The following is a 16,162-nucleotide window of genomic DNA, read 5'->3' on the forward strand; positions in this document are numbered from 1 at the left end:
CACATTGTCGGGCCATGCCGCGCGAATCAGCGCGTTGTGGCGGTGATACTCGCTCGACTCCAGTTCGCCCACCGCCGTGATCAGTGGGGCGCGCGTGGCCGGCGGCATGAAGGCCGGCGACATGCGCGCGACGTCCGACTCCGTAAGCCTCAGATCGGCCTGCAGGAACGCGGTGCGACGCAGCGGCTCCAGATCGTACAAACCGCTGATCGACAAGCCACCCTTGACCAGATCTACCGGCAGATCGGCACCGACCTGCGGCCACAGCGCCGTCATCAGCATGGTCACAAGATGGCCACCCACCGAATGTCCGGCCAGGAAGATACGATCCGGGTCATGGCCCAGCGCATCAGCCTGGCGATACAGCCATGCCACCGCCTCCAGTGCCTGACGCACGATCGTTTCAACAGTCACGTCCGGGCACAGCGCGTAATTGACAACCGCCACCGACACACCGCGCCGAGTCGGCACGCTGGCCACGAAACTATGATCGCGCTTGTCCAGCGCCCGGTAGTAGCCACCGTGCAGGAATACCAGCAATGGCGGACGCGTGCCATCCGGCACGTGCATGGCCGGGAAATAGTCGTATGTCTCGGTGGCGACCAGTGGCGAATCCGCCTCTCCGTAGGACAGATCCTCGAAATACTCGATCGCACCGGCCCGCGCCAGCGCCGAATCCGCCGCCCAGCGCGCCATGTGTACGGGATTCTCGGGCACGTTCGCGCGATTGTTGTACTGCTGCGCGTAAAACGCGGGGTCCTGCGAAGGGAGTTCAGCCAATGCGGCAAACGTGGCGGCAGGGGCAACATCCAGGGGCGGCTGGACTGACATGGCACTCGGCTCCAGTGGCATCTCGGGGGGGGGGCACCGCAAGGCGCGGTTGCGCGCTATCCTACCGCAACTGCCGCCCCTCCCTGACTCCACAGGAATACCAATGGTCGTCAAGCGCCGTCTGCGAGAAGGCCACGATGGCCAACTCGGCCCGCCCCCCGAAGCGCCAACCGCAGCCGGATCGCTCTGCCCGCTATGCGGCCGCAGGTTGCTGGACGACGCCACAACCGACCTCCACCACCCTGTGCCACGCAGCCACGGCGGCCGCGCAGTCGTGCCAATGCACCGCGTCTGCCACCAGAAAATCCACTCGGTCTTCACCGAGGCGGAACTGGCCACGACCTATCACGACTGGAACGCGCTGCGCGCCCATCCAGCCATCGCCGATTTCATCCGCTGGATCGCCCGCAAGCCGCCCGGCTTCTACGACCGCAGCCGCGCCACCAACGCCCGGCGCGGACGCTGACACCAAACCCGCCCCGGGTTGTCCGACTGGGCGATTTCCGGCATAATCCGCGATTCATCGCAGTGCGACAGGCATTCTCGCCCGTCGCCAGATACCCAGCCCGGGTGGTGAAACAGGTAGACGCAGGGGACTCAAAATCCCCCGCCGCAAGGCGTGTCGGTTCGAGTCCGACCCCGGGCACCAACTCCCCCATCGATTCCATTGCCAACCTATCCACCGCCAGCGTGGAGGATCCAGGCATGGCGAAACCGACGCTCCAGTCTTCGACCTTGCCCTTGGTATTGACCGGGTTGCCCCTGGCGCTGGCATCGGTGCTGGAATGACCATCGCTGCCCATCAGGCTCAGGTGCCCCCGGTCCGTGGTGGTCTGGCTACCTTCCCACTTGCCAACCGCGTATAGCCCGCCGGAGGCCGGCTTGTCGCTGTCCCGGTCGAAGCCCTGCTCTTCCACGTACTGCGGCTCACCGAGCCGATCGTGCAGGCTGTGCGCGAATACGTAAGACATATCCCGCTGGCGCAAAGGCGCATCCGTTGCTTATTCTTCTACCGTGCGATCGAGCGGGCCCGTCGAAGGCCCGCCGGCACGAACAATCCTCGATAACTGCAACACAGGGAATGAAGATGATCCGACTTACCGCCACAACCGCGGCCGTCGCCTGCGCCGCACTACTGGCTGGCTGCGCCGGCGCCAATATGGATAGCCTCACCCAGGCTGGCACCAGCATGTTCTCGGCCGCCACACTCAGTGATGCCAACGTCAAGCAACTGTCCGACCAGTCCTGCGCGCAGATGGACAAGCAGAACACGCTGGCCACGCCGGACAGCACCTATTCGAAACGGCTCGTGAAAATCATGAGCGGCCTGCAGAACACCGGGCTGCCGCTCGATGCGAAGGTCTACATGACCAAGGATGTCAACGCGTGGGCCATGGCCAATGGTTGCGTGCGGGTCTATAGCGGGCTGATGGACATGATGAGTGACGACGAAGTGCGCGGCGTGCTCGGCCACGAGATCGGCCACGTGGCGCTGGGCCATACCAAGTCGGCAATGCAGGTGGCCTATTCCACCGCCGCCGCGCGTGGACTGCTCGGTTCGACGGGCAACGCCACGTTGACCGCGCTGTCGTCGTCGCAGTTGGGTGCGCTCGGCGAGCAGCTCGTCAATGCGCAGTTCTCGCAGCGACAGGAGAGCCAGGCCGATGACTACTCGTTCGACCTGCTCACCAAGAACGGCGCCAACCGCCAGGCGCTTGTCACGGCATTCCAGAAACTGGCCAAGCTCGATGGCGGCCAGTCGAGCATGCTGAGTTCGCACCCCGGTTCGGCTGCGCGCGCGCAGCATATTCAGGACCGGATCGCCAGCGGGAAGTAGTCGCGCGCTCCCAGGACGCGGGAGCGGGTGTGGAGGTTCAGGATGCGACGTACGGCATATTGAACCGCTGGCCCCCGTTCCTCTCTCGCAAGCGGGAGAGGAACGAACACCGCAGGCGCATCAGCGCGCTTCGACAAACGCCAGCATCGTCTCCAGCATCTTGCGGATAGCGGGCTGGATCGCGGCGGCCTTGGCCTCGCTGTACGCGAACGGGTACACCTCTTCCATGTAGGACGACTGCGTCTGCTCAAGCTGGACCGCGTGCACGCCCTGCGCCGGGTTGCCATACTGGCGCGTGATATACCCGCCCTTGAAGCGGCCATTGAGCACCGCGGTATGGTTCGGCACCGCGTCGGCGATCGCGATCAGTTCGGCTGCCAGGCCAGCGTCGCAGCTCTTGCCATCGGCGGTGCCCAGGTTGAAATCGGGCAGCTTGCCTTCGAAGAAGCGCGGCAGCATCGAGCGGATCGAATGCGCTTCCCAGAGACCAATCGTCCCATGCTCGGCACGCAGACGCGCCAGTTCTTCCTGCAACGCGTTGTGGTACGGGTGCCAGACTGCGCCACGGCGCAGCGCGACTTCCGCATCGTCCGGCCCGTTCGTGCCATCGGCGTAGATCGGCGTCTTGTCGAACGTATCGACCGGGCACAGGCCCGTGGTGTCCTGGCCCGGGTACAGGTTCTGGTTATCGGGCGGACGGTTCAGGTCGATGACATAGCGCGAGTGCGTGGCCATCAGGATCGACGCGCCCAGTTCGCGCGCGCATTCATAGACGCGATCCATGTGCCAGTCGGTGTCCGGGACGGTGCGGGCCTCAGGCGTCAGGCGCTCGGCCAGTTTCGCGGGAAGATGGGTGCCAACGTGCGGCATCGACACCAGCAGCGGGCGTGTGCCGCGATGCAGGGTGAAAGCGGGGATATCGGTGGTGAAGGACATCGTTGTCTCTGGGGCTTCGGGATTGCAGTCCAGGCTCGGTTGGCCTGGCTCAGTCGGCCAGCAGGCGAGCACGCGTCTCGGCGAACAACCGGCCCGCCTCCGCCTGTTGCGGATGCACGCCATGCTGCACGCGGCACATGCCGCCGGTGCGGACTTCCGCTAGTGTCTCATGTCCGTGGCTGGCAAACACGTGCGTGGCCAACGCGCGTGCGCCGTCCAGACCGGCCAGCGTCGGATGATTGCCATCCAGCACGACGAAATCGGCACGCTGCCCCACAGCCAGCCCGGCCACCGGACGTGCCGACGCGCGCGCGCCGCCAGCCACCGCATCGAGCCAGAGCAGATCCGCCACCTGCGGATGCCGCGCCGATGCCAGCACATTGCGCCGCTGCATGGCCAAGCGCTGACCATACTCGAACAGGCGCAGTTCCTCGGCCACGCTCACGCTGGCATGGCTGTCCGAGCCGATGCCCCATGCGCCGTTCTGCGCAAGGTACGGCGCCGCGTCGAACACGCCATCGCCAAGGTTCGCCTCGGTGGTCGGACAGATGCCCGCCACCGCGCCGCTGTGCGCCAGGCGCCGGCGTTCGTCCCAGTCCATGTGCGTGGCATGGACCAGGCACCAGCGCGCATCCACCGGCGCGTGATCGAGCAGCCACTGCACGGGACGCACGCCCGTGGTCGCCAGGCATTCATCCACCTCTTTCTGCTGTTCGGCGATGTGGATATGCACGGGCGCCGTCGCGTCCATCGCGTGCAGGTGCGCGACGGCCTGGGCCAGGCTGTGCGGCGGCACGGCACGCAGCGAATGCGGCGCGAGGCCGAGTCGCGCCCCATAGGCCGCGCAGTGGGGCGCGAGCTTTTCCAGCAGCGCCAGCATCGCATCGGTATCGTTGAGGAAGCGTCGCTGGTCATCCTGCGGAGGCTTTCCGCCGAAGCCGGCTGTCTGATACAGCACCGGCAGCAGCGTCATGCCGATGCCCGCCGTCTGCGCCGCGCGCAACAGCCGCAGCGACATCTCGGCCGGATCGGCATACGGCTTGCCATCGACATCGCGATGGACGTAGTGAAACTCGCACACGCTCGTATAGCCCGCGCTCAGCATCTCGATGTAGAGCTGGGTCGCGATGGCCTCCAGCGCATCGGGTGACAGGCGCAGCGCGAAACGGTACATCAGCGTCCGCCAGCTCCAGAACGAATCGCCGCCGGCCGGGTCAGCGGTCTGGCTGACACTGCGGTATTCGGTGAGCCCCGCGAATCCGCGCTGGAACGCATGGGAATGGAGATTCGGCATCCCGGGCAATACCGGGCCTGCCGCTTGCGGTTCTCCGGGGGCAGGTGCCACATCCGTCGTCACCGACGTAAGCACCCCGTGGGCATCCCATTGCAGCCGTACATTGCGTGCCCATCCGGCGGGCAGCAACGCGTGCGACGCAAACAAGCTTGTTACTGCGGTCATCGTTGCCAACCTTCTCCGTTGCGGAATACCCGCCCTCGCCGCACGACGGCGGCGCATGGGTTGCGGCCGAACCAGTACGCAAGCTCGGCCGGCGACGCGACCTGCCACAGCACGAAATCGGCGGCGCGATCCACCGCCAGCCGGCCATGCCGGTCGGCCGCGCCGAGCGCGCGTGCCGCGTGTGTCGTCACACCGGCCAGCACCTCGGGCACCGTCATGCGGAATATCGTGCAGCCCATGTTCATCATCAGCAGCAGCGAGGTGGTGGGCGACGTACCTGGATTGTGATCGGTCGAGATCGCCATCGGCACGCCATGCTTGCGCAGCAGCGCCAGCGGCGGCAGTTGCGTATCACGCAGGAAATAATACGCCCCGGGCAGGAGCACGGCCACGGTACCCGCTTCGGCCATCGCCACCACTCCGGCCTCGTCGAGATGCTCGAGGTGATCGGCCGAAATCGCCTTGTGGCGCGCAGCCAGCGCCGCGCCGCCCAGGTTGCTCAGTTGCTCGGCATGGAGCTTGACCGGCAGGCCGTGGCGCGCGGCGGCCTCGAACACGCGCGTGGTCTGCGCGATCGAGAAGCCAATGCCCTCACAGAACGCGTCGACCGCATCGACAAGCCCTTCCGCAGCCAGCGCCGGCAGCATCGTCTCGCAGACCAGTTCGATGTACGCGTCGGCGCGGCCGGCGTACTCGGGTGGCAGTGCATGGGCGCCAAGGAACGTCGTGTGGACGGCGACGCCATAGGTCTCGCCAAGCTGGCGCGCCACACGCAACTGCTTGCGTTCGGCATCCAGCGACAGGCCATAGCCCGACTTGATCTCGATCGCGGTCACGCCTTCCGCGAGCAGCGGCTCGAGCCGCTCGGCCGCCTGCGCGAACAGCGTGGCTTCGTCCGCCTCGCGCGTGGCGCGCACCGTGGACACAATGCCGCCTCCCGCGCGCGCAATCTCTTCGTAGCTTGCGCCGGCCAGCCGCATCGCGAACTCGTCGGCACGCTGCCCGCCATAGACCAGATGGGTATGGCAATCGACCAGTCCTGGCGTGATCCACGCGCCGTTGGCGTCGTGCCGCGGCAAATTGCGATAGACGTCGGGCAGCGCGGCGAATGCGCCGAGCCATGCGATGCGGCCCTGCTCGACGACGATGGCGCCATCATGAATCGCCTGCGCCGGATCGGCGGCGGGCAGCAGATGGCAGTGATGCCAGACGCCGTCGGCTGACGGCGCTTCGTTGAATTTCATCGGACCGGTTCCTTGTGCAAGGCCACGCGCAGGCACAGCGCGGACATCTCATCGTGAATCATCGTGACAGCCGGCGCTCCGGGCACCATCACGATGCCGTCGCCAGCCGTCATGTGCTGGCCGTCGCCACAATCCCATGCGCCGCGCAGCACCAGGATCAGCACCGTGGCGTCGGTGGGATCGGCGGTGAACGCCTGACGCATCAGTCGAACCTCCGCGCGGCAAACGCCGCGACGCGTCATGACATTGAAGTCGCGCGTCGGGCCGTCAATCAGCGTCGCGTGGACGGCGCTATCGCCGGAGAATGCGAACGGCTCGCCGAGGTGCCTGAGCTTGTGGCAAAACGAATCGTCGTGAGCCTGCAGATGCACGCCAGCCCCGTCGATCAGCACGATCTGTCGGTCGATACCCGGAAACGCCGAGAACGGCCCGTCCATGGCGATATCGGCCACGCTGATGCGCCAGTCGAACGTATCCATGCCCGCGCCCGGCGGCCATACGGCGATTTCACGCGTGGTGCCGCCGCCGTTCTTCCACGGCGTCGGCACGATCCTGTCGAGTCCAAACTTCATGTACGGTTCACCATCGGCAGATTCAGTCCCTTTTCCTTCGCGCATTCGATGGCGGATTCGTAGCCGGCATCGGCATGACGCATCACACCGGTGGCAGGATCGTTCCACAGCACGCGCTCGATGCGCCTGGCCGCGGCGTCCGTACCATCGCAAACGATCACCACGCCAGCATGTTGCGAGAAGCCCATGCCAACACCGCCGCCGTGGTGCAGGCTGACCCACGTGGCGCCGCCAGCCGTGTTCAGCAGCGCGTTGAGCAGTGGCCAATCAGACACGGCGTCGGATCCATCACGCATCGCCTCGGTCTCGCGGTTCGGTGATGCCACCGAGCCGCAGTCGAGGTGATCGCGGCCGATCACGACGGGCGCCTTCAGTTCGCCAGACTTCACCATTTCATTGAAGGCCAGACCCGCGCGATGGCGCTCGTCGAGACCAACCCAGCAGATGCGCGCGGGCAAGCCCTGGAACGCGATGCGGTCGCGCGCCATGTCGAGCCAGCGGTGCAGGTGCTTGTCCTCCGGGAACAGTTCCTTCATCTTGGCGTCGGTCTTGTAGATATCCTCGGGGTCGCCGGAGAGCGCCACCCAGCGGAACGGCCCCTTGCCGCGGCAAAACAGCGGACGGATATACGCGGGCACGAAGCCGGGAAAATCGAAGGCGTTCTTCACGCCTTCGTCGAACGCCACCTGACGGATGTTGTTGCCATAGTCGAGCGTGGGCACACCCATCTGCTGGAACGCGAGCATCGCCTCCACATGCTTGACGATCGACGTACGCGCGGCCGCTTCCACGGCCTTCGGATCGCGCTGGCGCAGGTCCTCCCATTGCGCCACGGTCCAGCCCTCTGGCAGGTAGCCGTTGACGAGATCATGGGCGGAAGTCTGGTCGGTGACGATGTCCGGCCGCATACCGCCGGCCTGCGCGCGACGCACCAGCTCCGGCACGATCTCTGCGGCATTGCCGAGCAGCCCCACCGAGATCGCCTGGCCATTTTTCGTGGCCTCGGCAATCATCGCCAGCGCTTCATCGAGCGTGGTGGCCTTCTTGTCGAGATAGCGCGTGCGGATACGGAAATCGATGCGCGATTCCTGGCATTCGATCGCCAGCACACAAGCACCGGCCAGCACGCCGGCCAGCGGCTGCGCGCCACCCATCCCGCCCAAGCCAGCGGTCAGGATCCACTTGCCGGTCAGGTCGCCGTTGTAGTGCTGGTTGCCTGCTTCGGCAAAGGTCTCGAACGTGCCCTGCACGATGCCCTGCGTGCCGATGTAGATCCACGAGCCAGCAGTCATCTGACCGTACATCATCAGCCCGGCGCGATCGAGTTCGTTGAACTTGTCCCAGTTTGCCCAGTGCGGCACCAGGTTCGAGTTGGCGATCAGCACACGCGGCGCATCGGCATGGGTGCGGAATACTCCGACGGGCTTGCCCGACTGCACGAGCAGCGACTCGTCTTCGCCCAGACGGCGCAGGCAGTCGAGAATCGCGTCGAAGCACTCCCAGTTGCGCGCGGCCTTGCCGATGCCGCCATAGACCACCAGATCCTGCGGGCGCTCCGCCACGTCGGGGTCGAGATTGTTCTGGATCATGCGGTAGGCGGCTTCGATCAGCCAGTTCTTGCAGTGAAGCTGACTGCCATGCGGCGCGCGGATCTCGCGCGGGCCACGCAGCGTCTGGGTGAATTGGTGTTCGTTGGCGTTCATGATCGGTCCCGGGATGGATGAAGGCTGCTCGAATGGAGAATGGAGAATGGACTAGCGGTTCACGAAGCTCATGCGCCGACGTTCGTCGGCAAGATCGCCCGCACGGCTTCAGGCCAGCCCGCGCCGGCATCGCCTTGAACGACCCACTGCTTCATGGCCTCGATGTCCGGCGCGAGATAGCGATCGGCTTCGACGAACGCCACGCGCGCGCGGATGCGCGCCAGTTCCTGTTCAACCAGCGGCGACGACTTGAGCGGTCGATGAAATTCGATACCCTGCGCGGCGGCCATCGCCTCGATGCCGACGATCACGGCGGTGTTGGCCGCCATCTCGCCCAGGCGGCGCGCGCCGTAGGTGGCCATCGACACATGGTCCTCCTGGTTGGCCGAGGTGGGCAGGCTGTCCACGCTGGACGGATGGGCCAGTGACTTGTTCTCGGACGCCAACGCCGCGGCCGTGACCTGCGCGATCATGAATCCGGAGTTCAGGCCGCCATCGCGCACCAGGAACGGCGGCAGGCCCGACAGGCCGGTGTCGAGCAGCAGCGCAAGACGGCGTTCCGAGATCGCGCCGATCTCGGCAATCGCCAGCGCGATGATGTCGGCGGCAAAGGCCACCGGCTCCGCGTGGAAGTTGCCGCCGGAGACCACATCACCCTGTTCGGAGAACACCAGCGGATTGTCGGATGCCGCGTTGGCTTCGATGCGCAGGATGCGGGCGGCATGGGTCAGGTTGTCCAGGCATGCGCCCATCACTTGCGGCTGGCAGCGGATCGAGTACGGGTCCTGCACCCGGCCGCACAGCTTGTGCGAGTCGACAATCTCGCTGCCATCAAGCATTGCGCGTGCCGCGCCAGCCACGGCGATCTGGCCCGCCTGGCCGCGTGCCGCGTGAATGCGAGCATCGAACGGCTTGACCGATCCCTTGATCGCTTCGAGCGACAGCGCGCCCGCCACCAATCCGGCCGCGAAGGCGTCCTCCGCGGCGAACAGGCCGGCCAGGGCCAGAGCGGTGGAAACCTGCGTGCCGTTGAGCAACGCCAGACCTTCCTTCGGGCCCAGCGTGAAGGCGGCGAGCCCCACATGGACCAGACCCTGCGCAGCCGGCACGCGCTGGCCGTCGACATACACATCGCCCACGCCGATCAGCGTGCAGGACATATGGGCCAGCGGCGCCAGATCGCCCGATGCGCCGACCGAGCCCTTGGCGGGAATGCACGGCGTCACGCCGTGGTTGGCCAGCGCCAGCAGCGCTTCGATCAGTTCGGGGCGCACGCCCGAATGCCCACGCGCGAGGCTGACAGCCTTGATGGCCAGGATCAGCCGCACGGTATCGACGGACAGGTCGGAGCCCGTGCCCACGCTGTGCGAGAGCACCAGATTGCGTTGCAGTTCGGCGAGCTTGTCGTGCGCGATGCGCGACTGGGCAAGCTTGCCGAAGCCGGTATTGATGCCATAGACCACCGCGTCGGCGTCGATGATGTCCTGCACGGTGGCCTGCGCGGCACGCACGCCGGCCCACGCCGACTCCGCCATCGCCAGTCGCACTTCGCCACGATGGATGCGGCGCAGGTCGTCCAGCGAGACGTGGCCGGGGTTCAGCGTCAGGAGCGGTCGGGAATCTTGGGTCATCGTCATTCTCTGCTTGCTTGTCGGTCTTGGATAAAGACCTTGTATGGGCCTGTCTATACAGGTTAGTCGAAAAATAAGCCCGATGACCAGCTGTTGCTGGCCTCAGGCGCAAATATCAGCCGAAGGCAGGATTGCCGTCGGCACGGAAGCGGCTGCCAAGTCGGTAGCGGTTGCCCGGGTGCAGGCAACGCACGAACGTCACCGGCACGCCGTTGGTCCATGTGCGGCGCGTCAGCAGCAGGCACGGCTGCGTCGGCGGCATCTCAAGCTGCGCCGCCTGCTCGGGCGTGGCGGAGATGGCATCGACCACATGCTCCACCTGGTCGTACGGCACATTGCGCAACAGGTATTCGCCGGGCTTGGTGCCGCTGAAATCCTGGTTGATGAACTCTGGCGCCACGCGCGGGTTCACGTAGCGGTCTTCGAGTTGAACTGGCACGCCGTCCTCGCGATGCACACAAACCGAGTGGTACACCGACTCGCCCGTGTGCAGCTCCAGTGCGGCGGCGACCTCGATCGGCGCGGAGACGCGCTCCACCAGGATCACGTCGCACGCGTAGTCATGCCCACGCATACGGATCTCGTCCTGCAGGTTGACCACGGAAAGCAGCGTCGACTGCGGCTTCTGCTCGGCCACAAACGTCCCCACACCAGCCACGCGCACCACCCTGCCCTGCTCCGACAATTCGCGCAGCGCGCGATTGACCGTCATCCGCGATACCGAGAAGCGGTTCACGAGTTCCTGCTCGGACGGCACGCGGTCACCGGGTTTCCACACGCCGCTCTGGATCTGGCGCGCGATGTATTCCTTGACCTGCCGATACAGCGCGGCAGGCGCGGTGGCGTTGGTCGGGGTGGGTGCCTGGCTGGCGGACTGGTTCATGGTCTCAATGCTCGGCCGAGGCCATGGCTTCGGCGCGAATTTCCTCGGTCAGCCGTGCCTTCAGCGCGGAGAACTCGGGAGAGGTCTTGATCGTGTAGTGGCGCGGATGGGGGAAGTCCACCGCGATTTCGCTCTTGATCCGACCCGGCCGCGCGGAGAACACCGCCACCCGGTTGGCCATGAAGATGGCCTCGTCGATATCGTGCGTGACGAATAGTACCGTCTTGCGTGCGGACTCCCAGATGCCCAGCAGCAGTTCCTGCATCAGCACGCGGGTCTGGTTGTCGAGCGCGCCGAACGGCTCGTCGAGCAGCAGGATCTTCGGATCGTTGGCCAGCGCCCGCGCAATTGCCGTGCGTTGCTGCATCCCGCCGGAGAGCTGCTTCGGATAGTGATGCTCGAAGCCGCGCAGCCCCACGCGCGCCATGAAGAAGTCGCTGCGCTCCTTCTGCGCGGCCTCGCTCATGCCGCGCTCGCGCAGCCCGAAGCGCACGTTCTGCTCGATCGTCAGCCACGGAAACAACGTGTACGACTGGAACACCATGCCACGGTCCGCGCCCGGGCCGGCCACCGGCTGGCCATCGAGCAGCACGCGACCCCCGCTGGGCGTATCAAGCCCTGCCACGATGCGCAGCAACGTGGATTTGCCGCAGCCCGATGGGCCGAGGATCGTCACGAAATCGTTGTCGCGTACTTCGAAATCCACGGGCAGCAGCGCCTGCGTGGAGCCACCGCGCGGATTCTCGAACGTGCGGGAGACCTGCTGGATCGACAGCGCGCTCATTTGATCGAACTCCACGGGAACAGGCGCTGGTTGGCCTGCTTGAAGACGAGGTCCGACACCAGCCCGATGCAGCCGATGACGATGATGCCGAAGATGATCTGTCCGGTATTCAGCAGTGCCTGGCTGTCCGTGATCATGTGGCCGATGCCTGACGACGAGCCGATCAGCTCAGCCACGATCACATAGGTCCAGGCCCAGCCGAGCACCAGACGCAGCGTCTCGGCAATATCGGGCGCGGCGCCCGGAATCAGCACGCGCCGCACGATGCCACGCGGCGTGGCGCCCAGCGTGTAGGCCGCTTCCACCAGATCCTTGCGCGCGCCGCCCACCGTCACCGCCACCATCAGCACGATCTGAAAAAACGAGCCGATGAAGATCACCAGCAGCTTCTGCGTCTCGCCGATACCCGCCCACAGGATCAGCAGCGGAATAAACGCCGACGCCGGCAGGTAGCGGCAGAACGACACGAACGGTTCGAAGAACGCTTCCGCGGCCTTGTACGCGCCCATGAAGATGCCGAGCGGCACGGCCAGCAACGCGGCCAGCACGAACCCGCCCACCACGCGCCACACGGTCATGCCGATATCGCCGATGAAGCCGTACTGCGTGAAGAGCATCCAGCCTTCATGCGCCATCGTCAGCGGATCGGCCAGGAACGTGCGCGACACGAAGCCGCCCAGCGTGGCGACGGCCCACACCGCGAAGAACGCGACGAAGAACGACATGCCAAGCAGCCAGCGCGCGCGGGGCGATACCGGCACCAGCGGCGACATCCACGGATGGCGCGCGCGCCGCGCGGGCGCGCCCTGCGCCTCGATCGGCGCGGGCACGCGGGCAGCGGCCGCGGTGGTTGGCGTGGAGGCTTGCGACATGGCCGGGGACTCCGTCTTACTTGAGGAAGCGTGCGTCATAGATCGCCGTCACATCCGGCACCTGGCGAATCACGCCGATGTCCATCAGCACGCCTGCGGCTTCCTTGCTGAAGCTGGCCAGCTCACCACTGAAGAACTTGCGGTTGGCGTCCTTGTCCTGCCAGCGCAGGTACGCCGCGGATTTCGCGAACTGCTCGCCGGTCTGCTTGACCGCCGCGCCCATGATCTCGTTGGCCTTGTCCGGCTCCTTGCGGATCATTTCGAGCGCTTCGAAATAGCTATCCACCAGCGCCTGCGCGGCCTTGGGATTGTCCTTGAGCCACTTCGGCGCGCAGCCGAGCGTATCGGTCACCATCGGGTAGTCGAGCGTGGTGGCCAGGATCTTGCCCTTGTCCGGATTCGCGCGCACGGTCGACAGATACGGCTCGTACGTCATCGCGCCGTCGTTCTGGCCGGCCACGAATGCCTGGGCGGCAGCCTGTGGCGACAGCGTGGTCACCTTGACATCCTTCAGCGTCATGCCGTTCTTCTTGAGCATCCAGGCCAGACCGAAATACGGCGCGGTGCCCGGCGCATCGACGCCGATGGTCTTGCCCTTCAGGTCCGCGAAGCTCTTGACGTCGCCGCGCACGGCCAGGCCGTCCGCGCCATAGGACTTGTCGAGCTGCACGATCTGCGTGATCGGCACCCCGTTGGCATTCCACGCCACATGCGTTTCCACCGTGGTCGCCGCGCACTGGATCGCGCCTGACGCCAGCGCAAGGTGGCGGTCCTTCTGCGGAATCATCTTGATGTCCACGTCAACGCCATGCTTCTTGAAGATGCCGGCCTTGTCGGCCAGTGTCAGCGGCGCAAAGCCGGTCCATCCACTCATGCCGAGCACAACCGGCGTGTTATCCGCATGGGCGGTGGCGGCGGCGGAAGCCGCGAGGGCAAGAATGGCGGTGACTGCGTGGCGTTGCAGCGACATGCGTCGGCTCCAATGGTCGTCAGATGTGGGGGCAGGACCCGTCTCCCGGATCGGGCGGCGCTGACTGCGCTGCCGCCGTGACGGGCAATTTAGCAACGCTGTATATACAAGTCAAACCCGGGGTTTACCTGAGACCAGGCACGCATCGGATTGCCGGAATACCAATAAATACGCGCGATAGCGGTGCACCGGGATGCTGCGGCGCACCGTTGCCGGTCACATCCGGATCCACTGGGATGGCACGCCGCACCATTGCTGTATATACAACAAGCGATGACAAAGGCATATGCAATCGGCGTGCCACCGCGAGATGGCGGGAGCAGAGATGTTCAGCGGTCGAAGAACGACGCGACGGTGGGGTATCGCAGCCGCAGCCGCAGTTCGCGCTTGAGCCGGCGATTGTCGATCCGGCGCGACTCGCTCATGAAGCTCAGCAACGTCGGCTCGATCATCTCGCGCGCCTGCTGCCGCGTGATGCGCGGCGGCCGCGGCAGGCCCTTGCGGTCTGCCACGAGGTCGAAGTAATCGGCCATGCGCAATTCCGTGTCATCACTGGCGTGGACCACGCGCTGCGGGCGGCCACGCCACATCGCCGCGATCATCGTGCGCGCCAGGTCGTCGGCATGGATGTGGCTTGTGTAGACGTCATCCTGCGACGCCAGCGCCGGCGTGCGCTTGTTCAGGCGCGCGATTGGCAGGCGATCCTCGGCGTAAATGCCCGGAATCCGGACGATACCGGCACGCCAGCCGGCGTCGCGGCCAAAACGCCGCACCGCCGCTTCCGCGGCGACCCGACGGCGCGCACGGGCGGTCTGCGGGCGCACCGCATCGAATTCCCGCACGCGGGCGCCGCCGCGATCACCGTAGACACCGGTCGTGCTGGCGTAGACGAACACCCCGCGCGACTGGTGCCGGCGGGATGTCTGAAACGCCCGGTGCCAGCCTTGCTCGGGTAGAATGGCGGCCTCGCCAGCGCCGGTGGGGAGCCGGGTGAAGCGTGCTCGACGCCACGCCGTGCGACGCAACGCGCCGAGCAAACCCTGCGTGCGCGGATCGCCCTCGCCCTGCCCGGGCGGCGGCGCCAGATCGATCACCCGCTCCGCCAGCCGCGACAGACGCGCCAGCGTAGCGGGCCGGTCCAGGTCCGCCACCAGCGGCACCGCACCAGCTGCGCGAAGCTCGGCCCGGCGTTCTGGTTGTGAAGTGACGGCGAACACGCGCATACGCGCGGACAGCAGGCGCAGGATGCGCGTGCCGACATCGCCGCAACCGACGATCAGCAGGCGCGGACGACCCAGGCGCCGTGCGCCCCGTGGGGAAGACAATGCCGTTCGCGGCGACAGAATTTGGCTCATAGATCCGATTATGGCGTATCAAGTCACCGTAATGCCCAGCGGCCACAAGTTCGAAGTGGCCACCGATGAAACCATCCTTGGCGCGGCCCTGCGCCACAGCATTGGCTTGCCCTACGGGTGCAAGAACGGTGCGTGTGGCTCCTGCAAGGGCCGCGTGCTAGAAGGCACGATCCACCAGGGCGACCACGCCGCTGCGGCCCTGACCGCCCAGGAAAAAACGGAAGGCCGCGCGCTGTTCTGCTGCGCCAACGCCACTTCCGACATCACGATCGAATGCCGCGAGGTGCATGGCGCCGGCGATATTCCGATCAAGAAGATTCCCTGCCGCGTGAGCTCGGTGGAGCGCCTGGCCGACGACGTCATCGCCATCAAGCTGCAACTGCCCGCCACCGAGCGCATGCAGTACCTGGCCGGCCAGTACGTGGAATTCCTGCTGCGTGACGGCAAGCGCCGCAGCTACTCGATCGCCACGCCGCCGCACGAGGAAGGCCCGATCGAACTGCATATCCGCCACATGCCCGGCGGCGCGTTCACCGACTACGTATTCGGCGCCAAGGAAGGCGCGCCGGCCATGAAGGAGCGCGACATCCTGCGCTTCGAAGGCCCGCTCGGCAGCTTCTTCCTGCGCGAGGAATCGGACAAGCCGATCATCCTGCTGGCCTCCGGTACCGGCTTCGCCCCGATCAAGGCGATTGTCGAACATGCCGCGTACACGGGCATCACCCGTCCGATGACGCTGTACTGGGGCGGACGCCGTCCGCGCGACCTGTACATGCACGCGCTGTGCGAACAGTGGGCGCGCGACCTCCCGAACTTCAAGTACGTGCCAGTGGTATCCGACGCGCAGGCTGAAGACAACTGGACCGGCCGCACGGGGTTCGTTCACCAGGCGGTAATGGCCGACCATCCGGACCTGTCCGGCCACGAGGTCTACGCCTGCGGCGCGCCCGTGATGGTGAACGCCGCGCGCGGCGACTTCTCGGCGCAATGCAAGCTGCACGAGGACGCGTTCTTCGCCGACTCGTTCACGTCAGAAGCAGACCTGCACAAGGGTGGCGTGGCCTGAGGGCATTGCCCCCAGAACG

The 16,162-nt window shown here is 66.0% G+C and carries 15 protein-coding genes and 1 tRNA gene; 4 read left to right on the plus strand and 12 right to left on the minus strand.

The window, feature by feature from the left end; translation table 11 throughout:
* The coding region (locus RN01_RS22735; RefSeq protein ID WP_039016774.1) for an alpha/beta hydrolase at positions 1–831 on the minus strand (831 nt) is incomplete at its 3' end.
* Positions 832–934: 103 nt separating this feature from the next.
* Here RN01_RS22735 and RN01_RS22740 point away from each other — a divergent pair.
* The 3 genes from RN01_RS22740 (at position 935) to RN01_RS22750 (ending at position 2,668) form a co-directional block, all read left to right on the plus strand.
* Positions 935–1,297, plus strand: coding sequence for an HNH endonuclease (locus RN01_RS22740; RefSeq protein WP_008644121.1), 363 nt, complete (start codon positions 935–937; stop codon positions 1,295–1,297).
* A 98-nt stretch (positions 1,298–1,395) separates the two neighbouring features.
* Positions 1,396–1,480: transfer RNA gene (locus RN01_RS22745), tRNA-Leu, on the plus strand.
* A 438-nt stretch (positions 1,481–1,918) separates the two neighbouring features.
* Positions 1,919–2,668: a M48 family metallopeptidase gene (locus RN01_RS22750; RefSeq protein ID WP_011517408.1), complete on the plus strand. Its 750-nt coding sequence runs from the start codon at positions 1,919–1,921 to the stop codon at positions 2,666–2,668.
* 120 nt (positions 2,669–2,788) lie between these two features.
* Here the strand turns inward: RN01_RS22750 and hutG are convergent, their stop codons facing one another.
* From hutG to RN01_RS22805, 11 genes are all read right to left on the minus strand, one after another.
* Positions 2,789–3,604, minus strand: coding sequence for an N-formylglutamate deformylase (gene hutG / locus RN01_RS22755; RefSeq protein ID WP_008644124.1), 816 nt, complete (start codon positions 3,602–3,604; stop codon positions 2,789–2,791).
* 49 nt (positions 3,605–3,653) lie between these two features.
* Positions 3,654–5,063, minus strand: a complete 1,410-nt coding sequence (locus RN01_RS22760) for a formimidoylglutamate deiminase (protein ID WP_024569071.1) — start codon at positions 5,061–5,063, stop codon at positions 3,654–3,656.
* A complete protein-coding gene (gene hutI, locus RN01_RS22765) occupies positions 5,060–6,307 on the minus strand; it encodes an imidazolonepropionase (protein WP_017510752.1) in 1,248 nt (415 codons plus the stop codon). The genes RN01_RS22760 and hutI overlap by 4 nt, the downstream gene beginning before the upstream one ends.
* Positions 6,304–6,879, minus strand: a complete 576-nt coding sequence (locus RN01_RS22770) for a HutD family protein (RefSeq protein WP_017510751.1) — start codon at positions 6,877–6,879, stop codon at positions 6,304–6,306. The genes hutI and RN01_RS22770 overlap by 4 nt, the downstream gene beginning before the upstream one ends.
* The gene (gene hutU, locus RN01_RS22775; RefSeq protein ID WP_017510750.1) at positions 6,876–8,582 is read right to left on the minus strand and encodes a urocanate hydratase; all 1,707 of its coding nucleotides are present in this window, start codon (positions 8,580–8,582) and stop codon (positions 6,876–6,878) included. The genes RN01_RS22770 and hutU overlap by 4 nt, the downstream gene beginning before the upstream one ends.
* A 68-nt stretch (positions 8,583–8,650) precedes the next feature.
* Complete coding sequence (hutH, locus tag RN01_RS22780; RefSeq protein WP_017510749.1) at positions 8,651–10,219, minus strand: histidine ammonia-lyase; 1,569 nt, start codon at positions 10,217–10,219, stop codon at positions 8,651–8,653.
* 109 nt (positions 10,220–10,328) lie between these two features.
* Positions 10,329–11,096: a histidine utilization repressor gene (hutC, locus tag RN01_RS22785; protein ID WP_017510748.1), complete on the minus strand. Its 768-nt coding sequence runs from the start codon at positions 11,094–11,096 to the stop codon at positions 10,329–10,331.
* 4 nt (positions 11,097–11,100) lie between these two features.
* A complete protein-coding gene (locus RN01_RS22790; RefSeq protein ID WP_008644773.1) occupies positions 11,101–11,880 on the minus strand; it encodes an ABC transporter ATP-binding protein in 780 nt (259 codons plus the stop codon).
* Complete coding sequence (locus RN01_RS22795; protein ID WP_017510747.1) at positions 11,877–12,752, minus strand: ABC transporter permease; 876 nt, start codon at positions 12,750–12,752, stop codon at positions 11,877–11,879. Before RN01_RS22795 ends, RN01_RS22790 begins: the two co-directional genes overlap by 4 nt.
* A 16-nt stretch (positions 12,753–12,768) precedes the next feature.
* The gene (locus RN01_RS22800; RefSeq protein ID WP_017510746.1) at positions 12,769–13,722 is read right to left on the minus strand and encodes an ABC transporter substrate-binding protein; all 954 of its coding nucleotides are present in this window, start codon (positions 13,720–13,722) and stop codon (positions 12,769–12,771) included.
* A 329-nt stretch (positions 13,723–14,051) separates the two neighbouring features.
* Complete coding sequence (locus RN01_RS22805; protein WP_017510745.1) at positions 14,052–15,077, minus strand: NAD-dependent epimerase/dehydratase family protein; 1,026 nt, start codon at positions 15,075–15,077, stop codon at positions 14,052–14,054.
* A gap of 10 nt (positions 15,078–15,087) precedes the next feature.
* On the opposite strand from RN01_RS22805, the gene RN01_RS22810 reads away from it, so the two are divergent.
* The gene (locus RN01_RS22810) at positions 15,088–16,143 is read left to right on the plus strand and encodes a CDP-6-deoxy-delta-3,4-glucoseen reductase (protein ID WP_017510744.1); all 1,056 of its coding nucleotides are present in this window, start codon (positions 15,088–15,090) and stop codon (positions 16,141–16,143) included.
* The last annotated feature ends 19 nt before the right edge of the window (positions 16,144–16,162 follow it).

This window comes from Cupriavidus sp. SHE, assembly GCF_000812445.1.
In the GTDB taxonomy this organism is placed as follows: Bacteria; Pseudomonadota; Gammaproteobacteria; order Burkholderiales; family Burkholderiaceae; genus Cupriavidus; species Cupriavidus metallidurans.